A 20,023-nucleotide genomic window follows, 5' to 3' on the forward strand; every position below is an offset into this window, starting at 1 on the left:
TCTACTCTCCGGCGTTGCGCGCATGCCTGGCAGCGTGCGGTTCCTGGTGGCCTCGGTGATTGTCGTTGGCGTGGGCCTTGCACTCCTCCGGATCGTGTATGCCCCAGGTGAAGAGGCGCTGCTCGCCAGCATCGAGGCTGCGCGGCAAGCTGAAGAGCGCGCCAGGGCCGGCTCGAGTGTTGCGGCGCCCCCGACCCCAACAGCGGCCGTGGCGGCAGCCGAGGCGGGGTCCTCCCCGACAAATGCCGCGGCAACCGCGACCGAAGCAGCTGCAAGCGAGGCGACTCCCGCCGCGGGCGCCGCGATCACCGCCGCCCCGGCGACGTCCGAACCGACCCCCGAGAGCACCGATCTCGCCGTCGGAGAAACGGCCGTCTCGGACACGAATCTCCAAATCACGCTCCTCGACGTGTATACCGTGGTCTCCATCCCGCAATACTTCGGGCGCGACGTCATGCCGAAGAACGGGGTATACGTCGTCGTGGTGGCCAGGTTCCAAAACACCACGTCGGCGCTTATTCAGTACTCGCCCGAACGCGTGAGTCTCATCGACGCCAGCGGCGCAAGCTACGGCTTTGACGAAGTGGGGACGAACGGGCTATCCACCACGCCCAAGCCCGCCTACGAAGGCCGACCGCTGATATTCGCCGAATCATTGCTGGCCGGCAGCGAGGAGACGGTGTCCATCGTGTTCGATCTCGAATCCGCCGCCGCCGAGCTTCGCGTCCAGATCGAGGACTTGATCTACAAGGCGCCGGTTCGCGAAGTCGAGCTGTGATCGGGGCCTGGGATCGCCGGCGCATGACGCTCCGCGCCGAGTGAGGAAGCACGACTGATGCCCAACGGCAACCCATCGGTCAACAACCCGGCCGGCGTGCATCCGCCCATCGGCGCCTATTCCCATGTGGCCGAGTCCTCCGGCGGCAGGACCCTCTACCTGGCGGGACAAGTTGGCCTCGACGCGGCCGGAAGCCTCACCGGTGACGGCGGCGCGCATGCACAGACGCTCGAAACGTTCCGCAACATCGGGCGGCTGCTCGAAAGCGCCGGCGCATCGTGGGCGAACGTCGTGCAGTTCACCACCTACGTGGTCGGACGCGACGCCGTTCAACCCTTCCTGGACGCGCGCCGCGAGGCCTTCGCCGAGTGCTACCCCGACGGCACCTACCCGCCCAACACCCTGCTGATTATCCCGGGACTCGTGCGCGAGGATCTGCTGGTCGAGATCACCACCATCGCGGTCGTCGACTAAGCCAATCACCGCCGGTCGTTCGAGCGCGCCCCACGCACCGTCGTCTCAGCTTGCCGGCGGCGCCAATTCTTCGGCTTCGGCGGCTTCGCCCTCCGCCCCGGACTCCGCCTCGCCCTGCTCGACCGCCTTCAGGCGCTCGTTGGTGACCACCATCAGCTTGCAGTGCGCCGCGCCGTCCGACATGCGCGTGGCGTACATCGCCGTCATGTCGAACTGCTCAAAAAATGCCGCGTCGTAGACGTTGCTCACGTCGCACACCGGGTGCGCGTCGCCTGTCTTGAGCCCATAGGGACACTCGAATAGCTCGACAATGGCTGACTCGGGCGCCTTCTGCCGCACCGTGATGTGCTCGCTCCCGACGAGCTGGCGCCGCTGGCGCACCCACGCGGCCACGAGATCCAGGATGTCGGGGTCTTCGTCGCCCTCGGCGGCGGCCACGGCGTCGGCGCGCGCCTGCGCGCGCAGCGCCTCTTCCGCCTGTTCGCGAAACGCGGAATCGGTTTCCAGCGCCTTCATGATGATCAGGCGCATGAAGCCGCCAAGCTGGTTTCGCAGCCCAGGCTCGGGCGCCTTGCCAATGCCGACCGACGGCGCGGCCTCCGGCGATGCCGCCGGCTCGGCCGGGGCGGGTGGGGCAGGCGGCTCGGGAAGGGCTTCCCGCGGCGGCGGCAGCACAGGCGCCGCCGGGTGCAGGTCCGGCGGCCGTTCCGGCTCGCCCACGTCGGGAGCAAAGGCCTCCAGCCGCGCTGGCGGTGCGTCGGGTCTGGCGGCGGGCTCCGGCGCCTCCGCCGCGTCCACGGCCCCGTTCTCCGACGCGGTGACTCCGTTGGCGGAAAACGTCTCCGAAATGGCCTGCGCCATTGCGTCCGCGGGGTTCGGGGCAAACGTCGGCATGCGCGCGGGCTTCTGCTCGCCGTTCGCCACCGCCGCGCCATTCTCGGTGGTCGTGGCCGGAGGCGGGAGCGCCGGCGTGGAAGCCGAATCCCGTCCACTGACCGCATCGACCGCGCCCTGCACGTCCGACACAACGTCGTCCCTAATGCTCGTGACCTCGTCGGTGGTCTCTTGGACCGTCTGGCCGAGTTCGCGCCGGATTTCCGCCAGCTCGCTGCGGGTGGCGTCCGCCTCCTTGCGCAGTTCGCTCATCTCCTCCTGGATGAAGGCGAACTCTTCGGCGAACTCGCGTCGGAACTCCCGCGACATGTCGCGCAGCTTGCGCACCCAGCGACCGACGTGGCGCATGGCGATCGGCAACCGCTCGGGGCCCAAGACGATGAGCGCGACCATGATGATCGCGATGAATTCTTCGAGGCCGACGCCGAACATAAAGCTGGCCTAGTGCGTCGCGCGGGCTTCGCGGTGAAGCAGGAATTCCATCCTAGGGGTCATTGGGCGCGCGGACAAGAGTTGGTGCTACGCCGCGGCGGATACCGCGCGAGCCCGCAAGGCGTCGCGCACGGCCGCGCCGCACTCCGTGGTGGTGGCGTCGCCGCCAAGATCCGGCGTCAATACGCCGGAAGCCGTCACGTCGCCCAGCGCGCCCATCACCAGCTCGGCTTCCTCCGGATGGCCAAGGTGCTCCACCATCATCGAGGTGGCCCAGATCGTCGCGATCGGCGACGCGATGCCCTGGCCCGCGATGTCAGGCGCCGACCCGTGCACCGGCTCGAACATGGGCGGGTGCGCGCCCTCGGGGTTGATGTTGGCGCTCGCCGGAACGCCCAAACTGCCCATCAGCGCGCCGCCGATGTCCGACAAGATGTCGCCAAAGAGGTTCGACGCCACGAGCACGTCATACGTCTCGGGACTGCTCACCATCCGCGCCGCCGCCGCGTCCACCAGATTCCGGTCGGTGGTGATGCCGGGATAGTCGGCGGCCACTTCCTCGAACACCTCGTCCCAAAACACCGGCGCGAACTGCAGCGCGTTGGATTTGGTCACGTTGGTCACGTGGCGTCGACCCAAGCGCTTGGTCATGTCAAACGCATAGCGAATGATGCGCTCGACACCCTCACGGGTGAACACCGTGGTCTGCAGCGCCACCTCGTACGACGAGCCCCTGTGAACGCGCCCACCGCATCCCGCATATTCCCCTTCCGAATTCTCCCGTACGCACAACAAGTCGAAATCGCCCGGCCCCTTGCCCGCCAGCGGGGTCGGCAGACCGGGCAGCAGGCGTGCCGGACGTAGATTGACGTAGAGCTCGAATCCTTGCCGAACCCGCAGCACCCCCTGGTGCTGGGAAATTTCGTCCGGCACCACGTCCGGCAACCCGCAGGCGCCGTAGAGGATCGCGTCAAAGCCATCCAGGATGTCGAGCGCGTCGTCCGGCATGTACTGGCCGTGCTCCAGGTAGTAGTCGCAGCTCCAAGGGAATTCCTGCATGTCCCACCGCATGGCTCCGGTCGCCTGGGCCAGTGTGTCGAGGACCAGTTGCCCTTCACGGACCACGTCGACGCCGATGCCGTCGCCGGGAAGCAGGGCGATGCGGTGTGTGCTCATCTCACGTAGTTGGGTGCGGAGCTGCGCTGGCGAGTATACGGAGGCAGTTCGAGCGGGTGATCCGGACAGCCGGCAACACGGCCCCGCCATTCACGCGACCGGCCCGTCATTCCGTCCGATCTGTCACTTCGTCCGATCTGTCATTCCGAGCGAAGCGAGGAATCTAAGGGGCAGGCGATTGGGCACAACGCCTGTCAACTTCTTGCGGACGCCCTTTCGCCAGGCGTTGCACTTCGTTTGTGAGTCGAGGAAATCCGGCCCCAACGCATCTCCCGATGTGAGATCCGCCTGCTAGGCCTCGCCCCGGCACCGCTCCACGAACGCGCCGATGGCGCCCGCCACGTCTTCGGCCGCCTCCGCCTGCACGTAATGCCCCACGTCGTGGATGAGGTGCAACTCGGAATTTGGGATTAGCCGGCGGAATTGGCGCGCCACGTGGGGACCGAGGTACGGATCACGCCCACCCCACACGATCAGCGTGCGGCACTGCAGCTGCGCCAGCATGTCCAGGCGCCGTTGGTTGGCGTTGATCTGAGCCGGCAACTCGTCATTGATCCGGTGCAGCGCACGGCGTGCGAACGCGGACGTCGAAATCGTCTCGCACAGCGTGCGGGTCAACGCGTCGGAGAGGGGAGTTCGCGCCGCCCAGACGCGGCCCATTTGCCAGCGGTACAGCGGGTCGAAGAGCTTCGTCCGCAAGGCGCCGATCGCAAGCTGCAGCACGCCGCCGACGACTGGCGCGTGAAGGACCTTCAGCACTGGCGGCATGCGAGCCGAGTTCCAGCCGTAGTAGGTGTTGAGCAGCACCAGGCCGCGAGTCCGCCCGGGATTCGCCGCCGCCCAACGAATCGCCGCGGGACCCGACATCTCGTGCCCCACCAGCACGACGTCCTCCAGGCCTCGCGCCTCGATGAACTGGGCCACGGTGCGGTCAACCGTATCGAAGCTGAACGCCAGACCCTCATTGGGTTCCGAGAAGCCCCAGCCAAGGAGGTCCGGAGCAACCGTGTGCGCCGTTTCCGCTAGCAGCAATTGCAGGCGGCCGTAGATGCGCGAATCGGTGGCCAAGCCGTGGAGCAGCACGATGGTCGGGCCGCCGTCTCCCGCTTCGCGGTAGTGGCACACGCCCGAGGCCAACTCGACGCGCTTGCCGCTCAGGGTCGGCCAGTGATCATCCATTGGGCTCACGCGGGAGCGCGCCGCAACTCGTGCAGCGCCCACAGCCACTCCCCAACGCCCCAGGCCTGGGCAAACGCGCCGTCCGGCGCGTATGGGGACTCCGGCTGGAATATCTCACTGACTGTGCCGATTGCGCCTTCAGCCAAGTGACGTTCCAAGCCGCCTTCGATCCATTCCAGATCGCGCTGCGTCCGACCGAGGGCCACGGCTGCGCGCACATACATGCCAAGCAACCAGCTCCAGATGGGCCCTTGATGATAGGCGCCGTCGCGCTGGACCGGATCGCCGCCATACTCGCGCCGATAGGCCGCGTCGCCCGGCGACAGGCTGCGCAGGCCGACGGGCGTAACCAGGTCCCGCTCCACCACCTGCAGCACCGACTCGGCCCGGGCCGCTGGCAGCAAATCCGGAGCCACCGCCAATGCGATGACTTGGTTGGGACGGATGGCTGGTTCGTCGCCCGACGGCCCATCCACCACGTCGTAGAGGCAGCCGGTTTCGGCATTCCAGAACCGCCGCGCAAACGATGCCGCCGCCTGGTCCGCGAGCTCGCGGGTATCGCCCGCGTCCCACTGCAGGCTTTCGAACGCGCGGGCGGCAAACCTCAGCCCGCGCCACCACAGCGCATTGATCTCCACCGGCTTCCCGCGTCGCGGCGTGACCACCCATTCGCCGACCTTGGCGTCCATCCAGGTGAGCTGCAGACCTTCGGCGCCCTGGGTGATCAGGCCGTCCTCCGGGTCCATGCGGATCCCGTGGCGCGTGCCGCGAACGTGCCATTCCACGACGTCCAGCACGGCGGTGCCCAGCCCTTCCAGGATCTCCGTATCGCCCGTGGCGTCCACGTAGGCCTCGAGGGCGTGGAGGAACCACAGCGCCGCGTCGACCGAGATGTATTCCGGAGCATCTCCGGCATCCGGCCACCGGTTCGGGACCATGCCCTGGTCCACGAAGCTCGCGTATGCCACCAAGATGGCTCGCGCCACGTCGGTTCGCCCCGTCGCCAGGCACAGACCCGGAAGCGCGATGAACGTGTCGCGCCCCCAATCGCCGAACCAGGGATAGCCGGCGATCACCGTATTCGGCAGCGCGGCGTGCGCCGGCCCGCCCCGCCGCACCAGGACCTGGTCCGCGGCCAGTCGCAACTGGGCTTCGAGATCGCTTGCGCACCCGTCCACCAGTTCCGCGGCGCGCCGGTCCGTGGCGGACGGCTCGCGCTCGACGTCGCCGAGATCCTCCGGCTCGCCGGCGGCCAGCACCAGCGAGGCGGAGCCTCCCGGCTGGATAGTCGTGCGAAAGACGCCCGGCGTGAATGCGTCTTCGTGATCGTCGAAGCCGCGGCCCCGCTCGATCGCGCGCGCCAGGTTCCAGTGCCAGTCGGGCGCCACATGGAACTCCCAGCCGCTGTGGTCCACGACCAGCGGCGGCGCATCGCCTGACGTCATCACCACGCACGTGTCCGAGGCCTGCACAAGTTCGACCTCACGCGCTCCGGTGACCAGTTGATGAAACCACCGCAAGGTCACCAGCGGTTGCCATTCCAGCTCGACCGGCGCCTCGCCATCGTTGCGATAGCGAATCACCGTCTGGTTGGCGCCGTACGGCATCCACAGGTCGCCCCGCAGCGTCTGCCCGGCAACGTTCCAGGTCCAGTTCGGTCGACTTCCGATCAGCTCGAATCCGGCCAGGTGGCGGTAGCCGTCCGGGTGGATCGTGCCGTCCAGGTACTCGTGCGTGCTCAGCCAAGAGCACTCGTCGCCCACGGTGGCCTGGACCTGGGCGCCCGCCACCATCACCCAACGGGCGTTGGGCGGGGGAGCCGCAGCCACGAGCAATCCGTGGTAGCGGCGCGTGGCGGGCCCGCCCACCGTGCCGGCGGCATAGCCTCCAAGGCCGTTCGTGACGAGCCACTCGCGCTCACGCAGGGGATCGAGCTGCTGTCCGAAGAGGGACGCAGCCAGGCGGAGGTTGGGAACCTGCGGCGGGGAGGACACGGCGCTCCCCATCTACACGTCGGCGGCGCCAGAGTATACGCGGCGGCGCCCGCCTGCCTCCCTATAATCCGCCAACCCCATGTCGTCTCCGCCAGCGTCGCCTGCCCGGCGCCCGCCCGCCCCCTTTGTCATCGCGATCGGCCTCACCGGTGGTCTGATCAGCGGGCTTGTGGGCGTGGGCGGGGGCATCGTCATGGTGCCCCTGATGGTCGCGATCCTGGCCATGACCCAGCACCGGGCGCATGGCACCTCGCTGGCCATGATCGTGCCGATCGCCATCAGCGCGGTGATTCCCTACTGGATCGCACACGGGATGGACTGGCTCATCGTGGTCTCGTTGGCCGGCACGTCGGTCGGCTTCGCAGTCGTGGGCGCCCGGCTCACCAAGCACCTCAACGCCACCGTCCTGCGGCGCGGGTTCGCCGTGCTCCTCATGCTCACGGCGATTCGGCTGCTGCTCTCGGCGCAGAGCGCCGCCATGTTCGGGCAGATGGAAGGGCTCCAGGTCATCGTCGCGGCGCTGATCGCTGGAACGGTCACCGGCCTGGTGGCCGGGACCATGGGTGTGGGCGGCGGCATCGTCATGGTTCCCGCCATGGTCATCGTGATGGGCATCGAGCAGCACGTCGCCCAGGGCATCTCGCTGGCCGTCATCGTTCCCACCGCGATTTCCGGAGCCGCGCAGCACTTTCGCCAGGGCAACGTCGACTTTCGCTGGGCCCTCTATATCGCCGCCGGGGGCATCGTGGGCGGCGCCGTGGGCGCGCAGTTTGCCCAGTTCATTCCCGCCTTCGGCTTGCGCATCCTGTTCGCCGTGTTCGCGCTCTACTCGGCGCAGCGCATGGTTGGCGTCCAGGGATGGCTGCTGCAGCGCATCCGCGCGGCGCGCTCAACCGCGTCGTGAATCGGCGGCGACGGGTCTGGATGAGTCCCTGATGGCCGGATTCCTCGACGGCGCCCTGGTTCTGGACTTCACGCGGGTGCTCGCCGGGCCATTCTGCACCATGACGCTCGCCGATCTTGGCGCGCGCGTCATCAAGATCGAAAGCCCCGAGGGTGATGAGGCCCGCGGCATGGGGCCCTTCGTCGACGGGCACAGCCTCTACTTCGCCAGCATCAACCGCGGCAAGGAGAGCGTGGTGCTCAACCTCAAGCACCCGCGGGCGGTCGAGTTGGCCCTTGGTCTCGCCGCGCGCGCCGACGTGCTCGTCGAAAACTACCGACCCGGCACGCTCGAACGGCTCGGTCTCGGCTACGACGTGGTCCACGAGCGAAACGCCGGCATCGTCTACGTCTCGCTCTCGGGTTTCGGCCAGGTCGGCCCCTACCGTGATCGGGGGGCCTACGACGTCATCATCCAGGCCATGGGCGGTCTCATGGGGATCACCGGGCCCGCCGGCGGCGGTCCCACGCGCGTGGGGGCTTCCTTGGGCGACATCGTGCCCGCGCTTTACGCCACCATCGCGGTGCTGGCTGCGCTGCAACGCCGCGAACGCACCGGCGAGGGCTGTCATGTCGACCTCGCCATGATGGACGCGGTGGTGGCCGTGGTCGAAAACGCCATGGCGCGCTACTGGGTCAGCGGCGAAGACCCCGGCCCCATCGGCAACCGGCACCCCGCCATTGCGCCCTTCAGCACCTTCGCCACGGCCGACGGACAGATCGTGATCGCCTGCGGCAACGATGCGCTCTGGCGGCGGCTGTGCGCCGCGCTCGAGTCGCCGGCGTTGGCGGACGACCCGCGATTCACCACCAACGCGCTTCGGGCCGATCGCGCCGAAGAATTGGCCGTTGCCATGGAGGGCGTGCTGCGCGCGCATGGGACGGACCATTGGCTGGAAATCTTGCTCGAGGCCGGCATCCCCTGTGCGAAAGTCAACCGTATGTCGGACCTCTTGAACGATCCCCACCTGCGAGCCCGCGACATGATCGTGGAGATGGACCAGCCGCACGTCGGCCGGCTGCCGGTGCCGGGCGCCCCCATCAAGGCGACTGGCGTGGAGATCGACCTCGGCGATCCGGCCCCCGCCTTGGGCGACCACACGCGTCCCGTGCTGCGGGAGTTGCTCGGGGTGGACGCCGCTGAGCTCGAGCGCCTCGAACGCGACGGCGCCATCGGCGTCCCCGAACCCCCGTCGCCATGACGATCGAAGTCGCGGCCGACGGATCGCACCGGGTGACCATCGACACGCCGATCGAGATTCGGCGCGCCGCGCTGGAGGATCTCGAGGCCATGAGCGAGCTCTGGGGTCCCGAGCGGCGGATCGCCCAGCGGCGCGTGCTGCGGCGGTATTTCGATGAGCAGCGCCAAAACGTCCAGTCCGGCCTTGTGGCGACATTCAATGGGGCGCTCGTCGGCCAGTTGTGGATCCGGCATCGACATCTCGATCGCGGCATCGCGGACGGACGGCGGGCCGCCTATCTGCATACGCTCATCGTGGCGCCGTCGTTTCGACGCTTGGGCATTGCCGAGGCCTTGACCCGTGCTGCCTCGAACGAAGCCGAGGCGCGCGGCGCCGACGTGCTCACCATCGGCGTCGACGGTCCCAACGCCTACGCCCGCCGCTTGTATGAGAAGTGGGGCTTCCACGCCTACCACGCGACCACAGACCTGCGTGGCGAGCTCGTCTTCCTGCGCCGGCGAAGCTACGGCGCAAGGCCGGATGCCCGACCCTAAATGCTAAGCTCGCCGCGGTTCAATCGGTTGCTGATTGGCAGCCCGTCGCACGCCGCCGCGTGCGCCCATCGCGCGTAGGATCAGCCCGTGAAGGCCTTCTTTCAGGGCTCGTTTGTGGATTTCGCCGACGCCAAGGTGAGCGTCATGACGCATGCGCTCAACTACGGCACCGGCGTGTTCGAAGGCATCCGCGGATACTGGAATGAAGACGACGAACAGATGTACCTGTTCCGCGCGCCTGAGCACTTCGAGCGGATGCGACAGTCCGCCAAGATCCTTCGTATGGAGATCCCGCACACCGACGATGAGTTGGTGGAAATCGCCCGGACGCTCGTGCGGTCGGGCGACTTTCAGGAAGACGTGTACGTGCGGCCGCTCGTCTACAAGGCGGCGTGCCAAATCGGTTTGAGCATGGTTCGCCAGACCGAAAACGGCACGGCGCTCATCGACGACGAGTTCACCATGTTCGTCGTGCCGTTTGGGCCCTATCTGGATGTCGAGCGGCCGATTCGCTGCACAATCGCCTCGTGGCGGCGGATCAACGACAACATGATTCCGGCTCGCGGCAAGGTAAGCGGGTTGTACGTCAACTCGGCGATGGCCAAAACCGAGGCGGTCGAGGCGGGTTTCGACGAAGGCATCATGCTCACCGAGGACGGCCACGTGAGCGAGGGAACCGCCGAGAATGTATTTCTCGTGCGCAACGGCGTCCTGGTCACGCCCTCCGTCAGCGATGACATTCTCGAGGGCGTGACACGGCGTACGGTCATCCAAATCGCGCGCGACGAGCTTCAGATCGACACCATTGAGCGCAGCGTCGACCGCACCGAGCTCTACATCGCCGACGAGCTGTTCCTGGTGGGCACGGGCGCGCAAATCTCGCCCGTGCGCGAGGTCGATGGGCGCGTGATCGGTGACGGCGGCATCGGTCCCGTCACGCGCGCGCTCCAGGACTTATACTTTGACATCGTGCGCGGCGGAAACGCCCGCTATCGATCGTGGTGTGCGCCGGTCTATCCGGTTCCGGCGGCGCAGACCTAGCAGGGGGGCAAGGAGGTCATCGTCTGAGTTCGCGGCTCCCCCGCACGGCCACTCGTCCATTCGTCCCACGCACCCTTCGTTCAGTCGCCGCCCGGTCGTCCCATGGCTGCACCCGCGGCTGACGCAGCGCCCCACGAGGCGCCGATAGCGCTCCAGGCGCAGATGGGCGTTCGGTTCGCCAACCCCGCCCTTTTGCGGCAGGCGCTCGTGCATCGCTCGCTCATCAACGAAGCCGACCTGGCGCCAACCGACTCCAATGAGCGGCTGGAATTCCTCGGCGACGCCGTCCTCGGCCTCGTGACGACCGAGCTGCTGTTCCAGCGTCATCCCGACTATGACGAAGGTGAGCTCACCCGGGCTCGTGCCTCGCTCGTCAATCTGAACGCCGCGGCCGGCTTTGCCAAGACGCTTGGCCTGGGGGCGCATCTGATGCTCGGGCGCGGCGCCGAAATGACCGGCGCCCGCAAGCGCTCCTCGGTGCTCGGCCGCGCCTTCGAGGCCCTGGTCGGCGCCGTATATCTCGACGCCGGTCTCGAAGCGGCAAGGGACTTCCTTACGCCATTCGTCAGCGACGCGCTGGGCGCCCGCGGCCGCGCCGGCCCGCAGAAGGACTACAAGACCCAGTTGCAAGAGCGACTGCACGTCGAGCGCGCCGCGACTCCGGTCTACGAACTCGTCGACGCGAGCGGGCCGGACCACGACCGCCGCTTCCGCATGGCCGTCACGGTCGACGACGAGCAGCTGGCGCAGGGCGAAGGTTCGAGCAAGCAGCGGGCCGAGCAGGACGCGGCGCGCGCGGCGCTTCGTCTGTTGAACGGGAGCGGCTGAGCGGTGCATCTGCGACGCATTGAGCTGCAAGGCTTCAAGACGTTTTCGCGGCGCACCGTCGTCGAGCTGCCGCAAGGCGTGACCGCGGTGGTCGGCCCGAATGGGTCGGGTAAGAGCAACCTCGCCGACGCCATTCGCTGGGCGCTCGGGGAACAGACGTTGCGAACTCTTCGCGTCCGCCGGTCCGAGGAAATGATCTTTGGCGGCACCGCGTCGCGTCCGCGCACCGGGATGGCCGAGGTCCTGCTGGTGTTCGACAACGCCGACGCCTGGCTACCCACGCCATACGCCGAAGTCGTCATTGGCCGCCGGCTGTTTCGGTCCGGGGACAGCGAATACACGCTCAACGGCGCACGAGTGCGTCTCCGCGACATTGTCGACCTGATGAGCGCGGGCGGCATCGGAGCCGGCGGCGCCTCGATCGTGAGCCAGGGACAGATCGACGCGACGCTCCGGCAGCGGCCGGAGGAGCGGCGCAGCTTCCTCGAAGAGGTGGCGGGCATTGGCCGGTTCCAGGCCCGCCGTGACCAGGCCGAGCGGCGTCTCGCGGGGACGCGCCGCAACCTGGAGCGCCTGCGCGATCTCGTGGCTGAAATCGAGCCGGGGCTTGAGACCCTCCGGCGCCAGGCCGAAATCGCGGAGCATGGTCGGGAGCTCGAATCCGAGCTGCGGGCCGCGCGCATTGCGCTGCTACGGCACCGGCTGGACGCCGTCGGTCGACAGATCGCCGAAGCCGAGGAGCGCGAGCAAACCGTGGCGCGGCGCATGGCGGCGCTCACGGCAACCCCCGCCGCCGAGTTGCGACGGCAAGCGTCGGCGGCCGAGTTGGACGCGCAGAGCCATGACGCCAAGCTGCGCCAGTGTCGTGAAGACGAAACCGCGGCCGCCGGCGCCTTGGGCGCCCTGGAGGCTCGACAGCACCAGTTGCGCGAACGCCTGGTGCATCTGGAGGCGCGCGCCGCCGACGTACCCGCGCGCGCCCAAGCCCTCGGCGCGCGGCAAGCGGCGCTCGAAGCTGAATCCACCCAGGAAGAACGCACATACCAGGAGCTTGTGCAGCGCGTCGAAGGTCGCGCCGGGCGACTGGAACGCCTCGACGAGTCATTGGCCGATGCGAGAGCCGCGGCCGCCGTCCGGCAGGCGCAGGCAAGCAAGCTGGCGGAACTCACGGCCCGCGACGCCATGGTGCGCGAGCGCGCCGAGCAGCTGACGAAAGATCAGTCTCGCCTTTTGGGCGAGCAGGCTAGCCTGGCGCAGGCGCATCAGACGGCCGAGCAGGAATCCGCGGCAAGCGCCCGGCACGTAGCGGACGCGCGGAGTCGCGTCGAGCAGGCGGCTGACGACGACCGGGCGGCCGAAGCCGAGGCTGGCGTCGCGCACGCGGCCCAGCAAGCGCGGGCCGACGACCTTGCGGCCGCCGAGCGCCTGCTGGCCGACCGCGCCAGCCGGCTGGATACTCTCCAGGCCGAGCGGCGCGCCCTGCAGACTGCCCGGGCGTCTCAGCGGGAACCCGGGCCGACCGACGCGGCGCTGCGCGAGCGAGTGCCCGGCGTCCTGGGCCGGCTGCGCGAGTTGCTGCCGGACGCGCTCACGCGCAACGAGCCGCTGATCGACGCGGCGCTGTCCGATGCGCTCAACGACTGGATGATCCGCGATCGCGCCGACCTATCGGCCGCCGTCGCGGCCATTCGCGCCCTGGACCTTGCCCCGGCGCGACTGCGTCTCCTCGAATCCTCCGCAGCGCCGGAAGTCTCGGACGACATGCGGGCGGACCCCAACGTGCTCGGCAGCCTCGACGCCTACGTGAACGTTGGCGACGACAGGCTCCGCCGTCTCCTGCGGCGGATCGTCGTCGTGGCCGATCTTGACGCGGCGCTGCGTCTGCGTGCGGACCACGTCGCCAACGGTCCCGTGCCCATGATCGTGGCGCTCGCGGGCGCCGCCATTGACGCCGACGGGTCAATTCGCATCGGCGCAACGGAATCCACAGCCGATCCCATCGCCGAACGGCTGGAGAGCCTTGGCGACGCCATCGCGCAAGCGGGCTGGGATCGCGACCAGTCGGCGCGGGCGCTGGAGTCGACAGCGGAAGCGGCGCGCGCAGCCACGGCGCGAGCCGATGCCGCGCGCAAAGCCCGCGCCGAATGCACCGCCGCGCACGCCGCCGCGCGCGAGGCGCTCACCGTGGCCGCGGTGGCGACGGAACGCCTCTCGGCCCGGGCAACCACGCTGGCGGAGCGGCATGCGGACGCCGCGGCGCGTCTAACCGCGCTGGACGCCGAGCTCAAACGCCTGGCGGATGAGCGCGCCGATGTCGAACGTGCGCTCAACGCGCTGCCGGCGGAGGCAGGCTCGGCTGCACGAGGCCCGGCCGACCTCGCGGCATTGGAGCGCGAGCACGCGGCGGCGACCGCGGAGCATCGGGCCGACACGGCGCGCGTGGCCGAGCTTCGTGCCCGCCGCGTCACGCGCGCGGCATTACTGCAAGAAGTAACGGCCGAGCGTGAGCAGGTGACCGCGCTCGCCGAGGAGATCGCCGCCACCCGCACCGCGACGCGCCAAGAGTGCGACGCCATGGGCGCCGAGCACGACGCAGCCGCCGCGGCGGCCGAGGCCGCGCGCGAGGCCTCGCGGGCCGCGGAGCGTCAGCTGCTCGACGTCCGGCTGACCGCGCAGCGTCTCCACTTGCAGGCCGCGCAGCGGGCGGACGAAGAGCGACGCGTCGGTGAGGACCTCACCGCGGCCCAGCGTGAGACGGAGCGGCTGGCTGAGCGGCAGGCCGAGTTGCGGCGCTCAGCTTGCGACGATCTGGGTCTCGCGGACCTGACGCCGAAGCGTCTCGACGAGCCGCTCGGGCGCGTCGAGCGGCGGGCCGCTGACTTGAGGCGGGATCTCGCCGAGCTGGGTCCGCTGAACCCGCTGGCGCCCGAGACATATCGTGAGCAGCAGGCGCGTGTCGACGATGCGCGGTCGCAGATCGCCGATCTCGAGGGCGCGGAGGCGAACCTGCGGGCCCTCACGGCGCGCCTGCAGCGGGAGCTGCACAGCCAATTCGTCACAACCTTCGACGAAATCAACGCCCACTTCAGCCGCCTCTTCCGCGAGCTCTTCGGCGGCGGCTCGGCCACGATGGCGCTCACGACCCCCGATGACGTCGAGACCACCGGCGTCGAATTCCACGTCAAGCTCCCCGGACGCCGGAAGCAGGAGCTGGCCGCCCTCTCCGGCGGCGAGCGCGCCCTCGTGGCGGCGGCGCTGATCATGGCCCTGCTGCATGTGCGGCAAAGCCCGTTCTGCGTGCTCGACGAGGTCGACGCCGCCCTCGACGATGCCAACGTCGCGCGTTTCTGCCGGCAGCTCCACAAGCTCGCCGACCGCAGCCAGCTCCTCGTCATCACGCACAATGCCATCACGGTCGAGTCGGCGGCTGCGATCTACGGGGTGACCATGCACGAGGACGGCGTTTCGGACCTGCTCTCGCTGTCGCTGAACGGCGCCGTGGCCAACGGCGTGAACGGTCACCATGCGGCGAACGGTCACCAAGCCGCGAACGGCCGGGCAGCCACCGCGAAGGCGCCGTCCCTCACCTAGCCGGCACAGGAATCAGCATGACCGGGCGTAGCCCGAGCCGGAGATGGGCCGCGCTGCTCGCGCGCACCCCGCGGCGCCCCATGGGCCGCCGACGCGTCCCGGTCGCCCGCCGGCCGGCGCCCGAAAGCCGCACCGCCTCGCCGCGCGCCTGGCTGTTGCTCGGAGTCACGGCGGCCGGAGCTGTGGCGTTCTCCCTCATCTTGGCGGTCATCGGGAACCCGGTGGAAGGCGTCGACGAGATCCTGGGCGAGGCCCAGCTTCTTCTCGCCCCGGCGCCGGAGGCGGCGAACCCCGAGGCATTGCTGGTTCCGCGAGCCGACGAGGGCCGCGCCACGCAAGCGAGCGTGCCGGAATTGCTCGGGCTCACCCGGTCGGCCGCTGAGTCCGCCGCAGCCGCCATCGAGTTCCGCATCGTGTTCGACGAAGACTTCAGCGAAACCGTCGCAGAGGGTTTGGTCAGCCGCCAAACGCCGGACGCGGGCAGCCTTCGAAGCACCGGGGAGCCGCTGCGGGCCACGCTGAGCCTGGGACTGCCGCAGGCGGCCATTCCCAGCGTCGTGGGTCTCGCCGCGGCGGAGGCGCGCGCCCGGCTCGCCGCCGGCGGATTTCAGGTGCTGGAGGTCGCGGCGTTCAGCCGCGACGTGCCGGCCGACCACGTGCTGCGACAGGATCCCATCGCCGGCAGCGTGATCAATCGGCGCTCGGCCGTGGTGCTGCACCTCAGCCGGGGCGTCGAAACCGTCACCGTGCCGCCGCTCGCCGGCCGCTCCGAAGACGACGCGCGCCGTGCGGTCGAGCTTGCGGGTCTCGCGCTGGCCGAGGTGGTCTACAAGGACTCCGGCAGCGTGCCCAACGGGGTGGTGGAGTCCCAGCATCCCCCGTCCGGCGCGTCACTCGCCCGAGGCGGCGAAGTCGAGTTGACCGTAGTTCGCGTGGGTGAGATCGAGGTGCCCGAGCTGCGCGGCATGTCGGCCGCGGCGGCTGAGCGCGAGCTGCTCGACCGTGGCCTGTTCATCGGCGCGCTCACCCGGCTGCCCACGGCGGGCGTGTCCGACGAGCAGGTCATGGAGCAGGAGCCCGGCGCCGGCGCGCGTGTCCCGCGCGGGTTCAGCGTGCGGCTCATGGTGGCAATTCCCGTGGACCCGCAGGCGGTTCCGCCAAGCGGATAACCGGCGGCTCTGGCTCGGCGCAGGCGTGTCCCGCCCCCGCCCGACGTTGGCCGCCTGCCGTGCTTACGGCTACTTTGGGTCTACGTCCGGAATGCGGTCGGCGTCAAGCCGGCGCAGCGCCTCCTGTAAGAGCGCGTCATCCTCGCCGCCATAGGGCCCGTCCGAGGATTCGTGCGGCACGTCCGGCGTAAGCCCCGAGTCGTTGAGATTCACGTCGTTCGGCGTGATCCATATGCCGCTCGTCACTCGCATGATGGACTCATCGGACAGCTGGTGCAGCTCCTGCATCGAGCCCTTCCCAAACGTCTCCTCGCCCATCAGCTGTGCCCGCCCGTGCGCTTGGAGCGCGCCGGCCACGATTTCGGAGGCGCTGGCCGATCCGCCGTTCACGAGCACCAGGATCGGCGTCGTGGTGTCGCCACCCTCATCCTGCACCCGCCAGCGGGTGCGGCCTTCATGGCGGTGTTCTTGGATCAGGATGGTCTGGCCCCTGGCCAGGAACTGAGCCGCCACCCGCACGCTCGCGTCGAGCAGCCCGCCGGGATTGTTGCGCAGGTCCAGCACGAGTGCGGAGATGCCTTCCGCCTCGAGCTCGTCCAGGGCCTCACTGAGCTCCTTGGATGTGCGGCTGCCGAAGTTGGCGATACGCACATAGCCGATCTCGTCGAACCGATCCTTCGTGACCGACGGCACAAGAACTCGCGCCCGCTCGACGCTGACATCGCGCGTTTCCTCGCTCCCCTCGGGCTGCATCGTGAGGACCACCGATGTCCCTTCCTCGCCGCGCACGCGCCGGCCGAACTCGTCCAGCGCCATACCTCGCGTGGATACGCCGTCGACGGCGACGACGAACTCATTGGCGCGAATCCCGGCGCGCTCAGCCGGTGAGTTGGGCAGCGGCGTGAGCACGAACGGCGTCTCGTCGCGCAGCTCGATGCGGATGCCCACACCAACGAAGCTGCCGCGTATTCGCTCGCGTGAGCGCTCGGCTTCCTCGGAATTCTGATAGACCGTGTGTTGATCCTCGGTCGCCTCGGCCAGCCCGCGAATCGCGCCCTCCCGCAGAACCTCCGGGTCGAGAGGACCGCCGTAGAAGTGGTCCTGAATGACGCTCCAGGCTTCCCAGAAGAGCGCGAAGTCAACGTCGTCGAACTCGGCGGGCGTCTCGGGCCGAGCGTCCGCGGTCGGAAAGGCCATCGGACGAGGATCTTGGTCGGCGTCAACGTCAGCCGGCAGTTCGGGGGCAACGGCGCCGGCGAACTGGTCCCGTGCCTGAATTCCCTGGTCCCCGGCGATGGTCCCGGTAATGAAGCCCGCGCTGAACACCGCGCATAGGGCAACGACAGCGGCCGCAAGCAGCATGGCCGTCCGCAGGTTGTGATTCATGCGAGGAGCCCTTGGCGATGTCGCCCAAAACCCTAGCGCAGCGCCACGCCACTGTCGGTGGCGCAGCCCACGCTGGCGCTCCCGGGGGGAGCAAGTATGCCAGTGTCGGCCTAGCCTGGACCGTTCGTGGGCTGTGGCTGCGCCGCGGAGCCAACCAATGTGTCCGATTGCACGCAGCCGTCGCCCATATGGATCACGCGCCGGCGCAGACGGTTCACCGTGCCCGTGTCGTGCGTGGCGACCACCGTGGTCACGCCGTCGGCGTTGATGTCCAGCAGCAGGTCCACGATCTCCGCCGCCCGCTCGGCGCTCAGGCTTTCGGTCGGCTCATCGCAGAGCAAGATCTCGGGATTCGCGACCACCGCCCGCGCGATGGCCACTTTCCGCTGCTCGCCGCCCGAAAGCTCCCGGGGGAAGCGCGATTCCTTGTCGGCCAGTCGAACCCGCTCCAGGACCGCCTTCACGTCGGACGTCAGATCAGCACCACCCCTGCCCCGCACCCGGAGCGGCAGCGCCACGTTCTCGGCCACCGTGGCGTTGGGCAGCAAGCGCGTGTCCTGGTAGACCACGCCCATGCGCCGCCGCAGCCGTGTGAGACTTGGCCCCGTCAGCTCGGCGGTATTGCCGCCCCCGACGAGGACCACGCCGGCATCCGGCTGCTCCTCGCGGGAAATCAGGCGCAGCAGCGTGGTCTTGCCCGCCCCGTTCGTTCCCATCAGAAACGCAAACTCGCCGCGCGAGATCGCCAGCGTCACGCCGTTCACCGCCCGCACGTCGCCGTAGCTCTTGGTGACCGACTGCAGCACGATCACGCGGGCGCGCCTTACACCGACAAGTAGCGGCGAACCGAGAAATAGCTGCCCAGGCTGCCGACGATCAGTCCCACCAGCAGCGTAAAGACCGCCAGGTTGCGCACGAAGTCGGTGTCCGTCGACACCGGCAGGAACGACACGATCCGCGTGACGACCGGCGCGGCTTGGGCGTAGAGCACCACCAGCGCAATGGCCGCGATGCCGGCCCCGATGCCGCCGATGATCGCGCCCTCGGCCACGAACGGACCGCGCACGAACCAGTCGGTCGCGCCCACCAGCTTCATGATTTCAATCTCTTGCCGCCGCGCGAACACGGCGATCCGAATGGTGTTGACAATCACGAACAGCGTCACGCCGGTCAGGGCGATGATGATCACCGAGCCGGCCACCCGGGCCAGGTTGGAAATCCCAATCACCTCTTCGACCACGTCCAGCGGCACCACCACGTCGTCGAAGACCGTGGTCATCGTCTGCAGCTCCTGCGCCAGCTCGGGGACGACGGAGGGATCGTTGAGGCGGAGCTCCACACTGGCCGGCAGCGGGTTGCTCTGCAACACGTCCAGGATGTCGCGCTGATCCACGAACCGCGACTCGAAGATCGCCAGCGCGTCCTCCTTGGACACGAACTGGACTTCGCCCACGCCGGGCCGCGTCCGCAGATCGTCGATGATCGCCGTGACCTGCGTGGGGCGCGCCTCGTCGCGCACATAGGCAATTAAGTTGCTCTTGCGCCCCAGCGCCGTCACCATCTGGTTCAGGGTGTCGTTGATGGCCAGGAACCCGGCCAGCGTGATGAGCATGATGGCCGTCGTGACGATGGCGCCGCCCGTCATGGTCCGGTTGCGCCAGAGGCCCGTGAGCGCTGAGCCGAGCAGGTAGCGCGCGACGTGCAGCCTAGCCATAGTAGCCACCCTCGGGCTCGTCCCGAACCACTCGCCCGCGCTCGATTTCAATCACCCGCCGCCGCATCGTGTCGACCAGCGTCCGGTTGTGGGTGGCGATCACCACCGTGGTGCCCCGTGCGTTGAGTTGGACGAGGAGCTGGATGGTTTCCCAGCCGGATTCCTGATCGAGATTTCCCGTCGGCTCGTCCGCCACCAATATCGGGCACCGTCGCACCAGCGCGCGCGCGATGGCCGTCCGTTGCTGCTCGCCGCCCGAGAGCTGGTGTGGGTAGTGGTTGGTCCGCCGGGTAAGCCCCACCGTTGCCAGCGTCTCCTCCACCAGCCCGTCGGACAGGTGATCGAACTCGTTGGTGGCCTTCAGCACGAACTCCACGTTCTGCCGAACCGTCAGCGAGGGCAATAGCTTGTAGTCCTGGTAAATCACGCCCACGCGCCGCCGCAGCTGGGGCACGTCGCGTCGCCGCAGCCGGGTCACGTCGGTGGCTTCCACGAACACGCTGCCGGTGGTCACGGTCTCGTCGCGGTTGATGAGTCGAATGATGGTCGTCTTGCCCGCGCCGCTGGCACCGACCAGGAAGGCAAAGTCACGCTCGGGAATCTCCAGGCTCACGCCGTTGAGCGCTTGGGTGCCGTTGGGATAGACCTTGTGCACGTCCTCCAGGACGATCATGGCCGTCGCCCGCGCCG

General features: G+C 68.7%; 17 protein-coding genes. 9 read left to right on the forward strand and 8 right to left on the reverse strand.

The features are described 5' to 3' along the window. The first annotated feature begins 22 nt into the window (after positions 1-22). The gene (locus tag OXG79_04450) at positions 23-778 is read left to right on the forward strand and encodes a hypothetical protein (GenBank protein MCY3783017.1); all 756 of its coding nucleotides are present in this window, start codon (positions 23-25) and stop codon (positions 776-778) included. A 57-nt stretch (positions 779-835) separates the two neighbouring features. Further along, positions 836-1,252: a RidA family protein gene (locus tag OXG79_04455; GenBank protein MCY3783018.1), complete on the forward strand. Its 417-nt coding sequence runs from the start codon at positions 836-838 to the stop codon at positions 1,250-1,252. A 45-nt stretch (positions 1,253-1,297) separates the two neighbouring features. Here the strand turns inward: OXG79_04455 and tatB are convergent, their stop codons facing one another. From tatB to OXG79_04475, 4 genes are all read right to left on the reverse strand, one after another. Further along, entirely contained in the window at positions 1,298-2,578 is a 1,281-nt protein-coding gene (tatB, locus tag OXG79_04460; GenBank protein ID MCY3783019.1) for a Sec-independent protein translocase protein TatB, read from the reverse strand. 87 nt (positions 2,579-2,665) lie between these two features. Beyond that, positions 2,666-3,754: a tartrate dehydrogenase gene (locus tag OXG79_04465; protein MCY3783020.1), complete on the reverse strand. Its 1,089-nt coding sequence runs from the start codon at positions 3,752-3,754 to the stop codon at positions 2,666-2,668. A gap of 291 nt (positions 3,755-4,045) precedes the next feature. Continuing rightward, complete coding sequence (locus OXG79_04470) at positions 4,046-4,933, reverse strand: alpha/beta hydrolase (GenBank protein MCY3783021.1); 888 nt, start codon at positions 4,931-4,933, stop codon at positions 4,046-4,048. Positions 4,934-4,938: 5 nt separating this feature from the next. Beyond that, positions 4,939-6,927: a glycogen debranching enzyme N-terminal domain-containing protein gene (locus tag OXG79_04475; GenBank protein MCY3783022.1), complete on the reverse strand. Its 1,989-nt coding sequence runs from the start codon at positions 6,925-6,927 to the stop codon at positions 4,939-4,941. A 79-nt stretch (positions 6,928-7,006) separates the two neighbouring features. On the opposite strand from OXG79_04475, the gene OXG79_04480 reads away from it, so the two are divergent. From OXG79_04480 to OXG79_04510, 7 genes are all read left to right on the forward strand, one after another. Beyond that, positions 7,007-7,831, forward strand: coding sequence for a sulfite exporter TauE/SafE family protein (locus OXG79_04480; protein ID MCY3783023.1), 825 nt, complete (start codon positions 7,007-7,009; stop codon positions 7,829-7,831). A gap of 31 nt (positions 7,832-7,862) precedes the next feature. Further along, on the forward strand, positions 7,863-9,071 hold the full coding sequence (locus tag OXG79_04485; protein ID MCY3783024.1) for a CoA transferase: 1,209 nt from the start codon (positions 7,863-7,865) through the stop codon (positions 9,069-9,071). Then, positions 9,068-9,604: a GNAT family N-acetyltransferase gene (locus tag OXG79_04490; protein MCY3783025.1), complete on the forward strand. Its 537-nt coding sequence runs from the start codon at positions 9,068-9,070 to the stop codon at positions 9,602-9,604. The genes OXG79_04485 and OXG79_04490 overlap by 4 nt, the downstream gene beginning before the upstream one ends. Positions 9,605-9,691: 87 nt before the next feature. Then, positions 9,692-10,645 (forward strand): branched-chain amino acid transaminase, encoded by a 954-nt coding sequence (locus tag OXG79_04495; GenBank protein ID MCY3783026.1) that lies wholly within the window; start codon positions 9,692-9,694, stop codon positions 10,643-10,645. A 102-nt stretch (positions 10,646-10,747) separates the two neighbouring features. Further along, positions 10,748-11,473 carry a ribonuclease III gene (rnc, locus tag OXG79_04500; GenBank protein MCY3783027.1) on the forward strand — a complete coding sequence of 242 codons (726 nt, stop codon included), beginning with the start codon at positions 10,748-10,750 and terminating at the stop codon, positions 11,471-11,473. Between the two features lie 3 nt (positions 11,474-11,476). After that, the gene (smc, locus tag OXG79_04505; protein ID MCY3783028.1) at positions 11,477-15,064 is read left to right on the forward strand and encodes a chromosome segregation protein SMC; all 3,588 of its coding nucleotides are present in this window, start codon (positions 11,477-11,479) and stop codon (positions 15,062-15,064) included. 80 nt (positions 15,065-15,144) lie between these two features. Further along, positions 15,145-16,233: a PASTA domain-containing protein gene (locus OXG79_04510; protein ID MCY3783029.1), complete on the forward strand. Its 1,089-nt coding sequence runs from the start codon at positions 15,145-15,147 to the stop codon at positions 16,231-16,233. A 69-nt stretch (positions 16,234-16,302) separates the two neighbouring features. Here the strand turns inward: OXG79_04510 and OXG79_04515 are convergent, their stop codons facing one another. The 4 genes from OXG79_04515 to OXG79_04530 all read right to left on the reverse strand — a co-directional run bounded on the left by OXG79_04515 (position 16,303) and on the right by OXG79_04530 (position 20,006). Next, the gene (locus tag OXG79_04515; GenBank protein ID MCY3783030.1) at positions 16,303-17,619 is read right to left on the reverse strand and encodes a S41 family peptidase; all 1,317 of its coding nucleotides are present in this window, start codon (positions 17,617-17,619) and stop codon (positions 16,303-16,305) included. Positions 17,620-17,729: 110 nt separating this feature from the next. Continuing rightward, positions 17,730-18,431 (reverse strand): ATP-binding cassette domain-containing protein, encoded by a 702-nt coding sequence (locus tag OXG79_04520; protein ID MCY3783031.1) that lies wholly within the window; start codon positions 18,429-18,431, stop codon positions 17,730-17,732. Positions 18,432-18,442: 11 nt separating this feature from the next. Continuing rightward, positions 18,443-19,333 (reverse strand): permease-like cell division protein FtsX, encoded by an 891-nt coding sequence (gene ftsX / locus OXG79_04525; protein ID MCY3783032.1) that lies wholly within the window; start codon positions 19,331-19,333, stop codon positions 18,443-18,445. After that, complete coding sequence (locus OXG79_04530) at positions 19,326-20,006, reverse strand: ATP-binding cassette domain-containing protein (GenBank protein ID MCY3783033.1); 681 nt, start codon at positions 20,004-20,006, stop codon at positions 19,326-19,328. The genes ftsX and OXG79_04530 overlap by 8 nt, the downstream gene beginning before the upstream one ends. Positions 20,007-20,023: the final 17 nt, after the last annotated feature.

It is taken from the genome of Chloroflexota bacterium (assembly GCA_026706485.1).
In the GTDB taxonomy this organism is placed as follows: Bacteria; Chloroflexota; UBA11872; order UBA11872; family UBA11872; genus JAJECS01.

What these genes read in the sequence shown, in the direction of transcription:
- OXG79_04450 (MCY3783017.1), top strand. Translation starts at nt 23, where the DNA reads ATGCCTGGCAGCGTGCGGTTCCTGGTGGCCTCGGTGATTGTCGTTGGC.
- OXG79_04455 (MCY3783018.1), top strand. Translation starts at nt 836, where the DNA reads ATGCCCAACGGCAACCCATCGGTCAACAACCCGGCCGGCGTGCATCCG.
- tatB (MCY3783019.1), bottom strand. Translation starts at nt 2,578, where the DNA reads ATGTTCGGCGTCGGCCTCGAAGAATTCATCGCGATCATCATGGTCGCG.
- OXG79_04465 (MCY3783020.1), bottom strand. Translation starts at nt 3,754, where the DNA reads ATGAGCACACACCGCATCGCCCTGCTTCCCGGCGACGGCATCGGCGTC.
- OXG79_04470 (MCY3783021.1), bottom strand. Translation starts at nt 4,933, where the DNA reads ATGGATGATCACTGGCCGACCCTGAGCGGCAAGCGCGTCGAGTTGGCC.
- OXG79_04480 (MCY3783023.1), top strand. Translation starts at nt 7,007, where the DNA reads ATGTCGTCTCCGCCAGCGTCGCCTGCCCGGCGCCCGCCCGCCCCCTTT.
- OXG79_04485 (MCY3783024.1), top strand. Translation starts at nt 7,863, where the DNA reads ATGGCCGGATTCCTCGACGGCGCCCTGGTTCTGGACTTCACGCGGGTG.
- OXG79_04490 (MCY3783025.1), top strand. Translation starts at nt 9,068, where the DNA reads ATGACGATCGAAGTCGCGGCCGACGGATCGCACCGGGTGACCATCGAC.
- rnc (MCY3783027.1), top strand. Translation starts at nt 10,748, where the DNA reads ATGGCTGCACCCGCGGCTGACGCAGCGCCCCACGAGGCGCCGATAGCG.
- OXG79_04510 (MCY3783029.1), top strand. Translation starts at nt 15,145, where the DNA reads ATGGGCCGCCGACGCGTCCCGGTCGCCCGCCGGCCGGCGCCCGAAAGC.
- OXG79_04515 (MCY3783030.1), bottom strand. Translation starts at nt 17,619, where the DNA reads ATGAATCACAACCTGCGGACGGCCATGCTGCTTGCGGCCGCTGTCGTT.
- ftsX (MCY3783032.1), bottom strand. Translation starts at nt 19,333, where the DNA reads ATGGCTAGGCTGCACGTCGCGCGCTACCTGCTCGGCTCAGCGCTCACG.
- OXG79_04530 (MCY3783033.1), bottom strand. Translation starts at nt 20,006, where the DNA reads ATGATCGTCCTGGAGGACGTGCACAAGGTCTATCCCAACGGCACCCAA.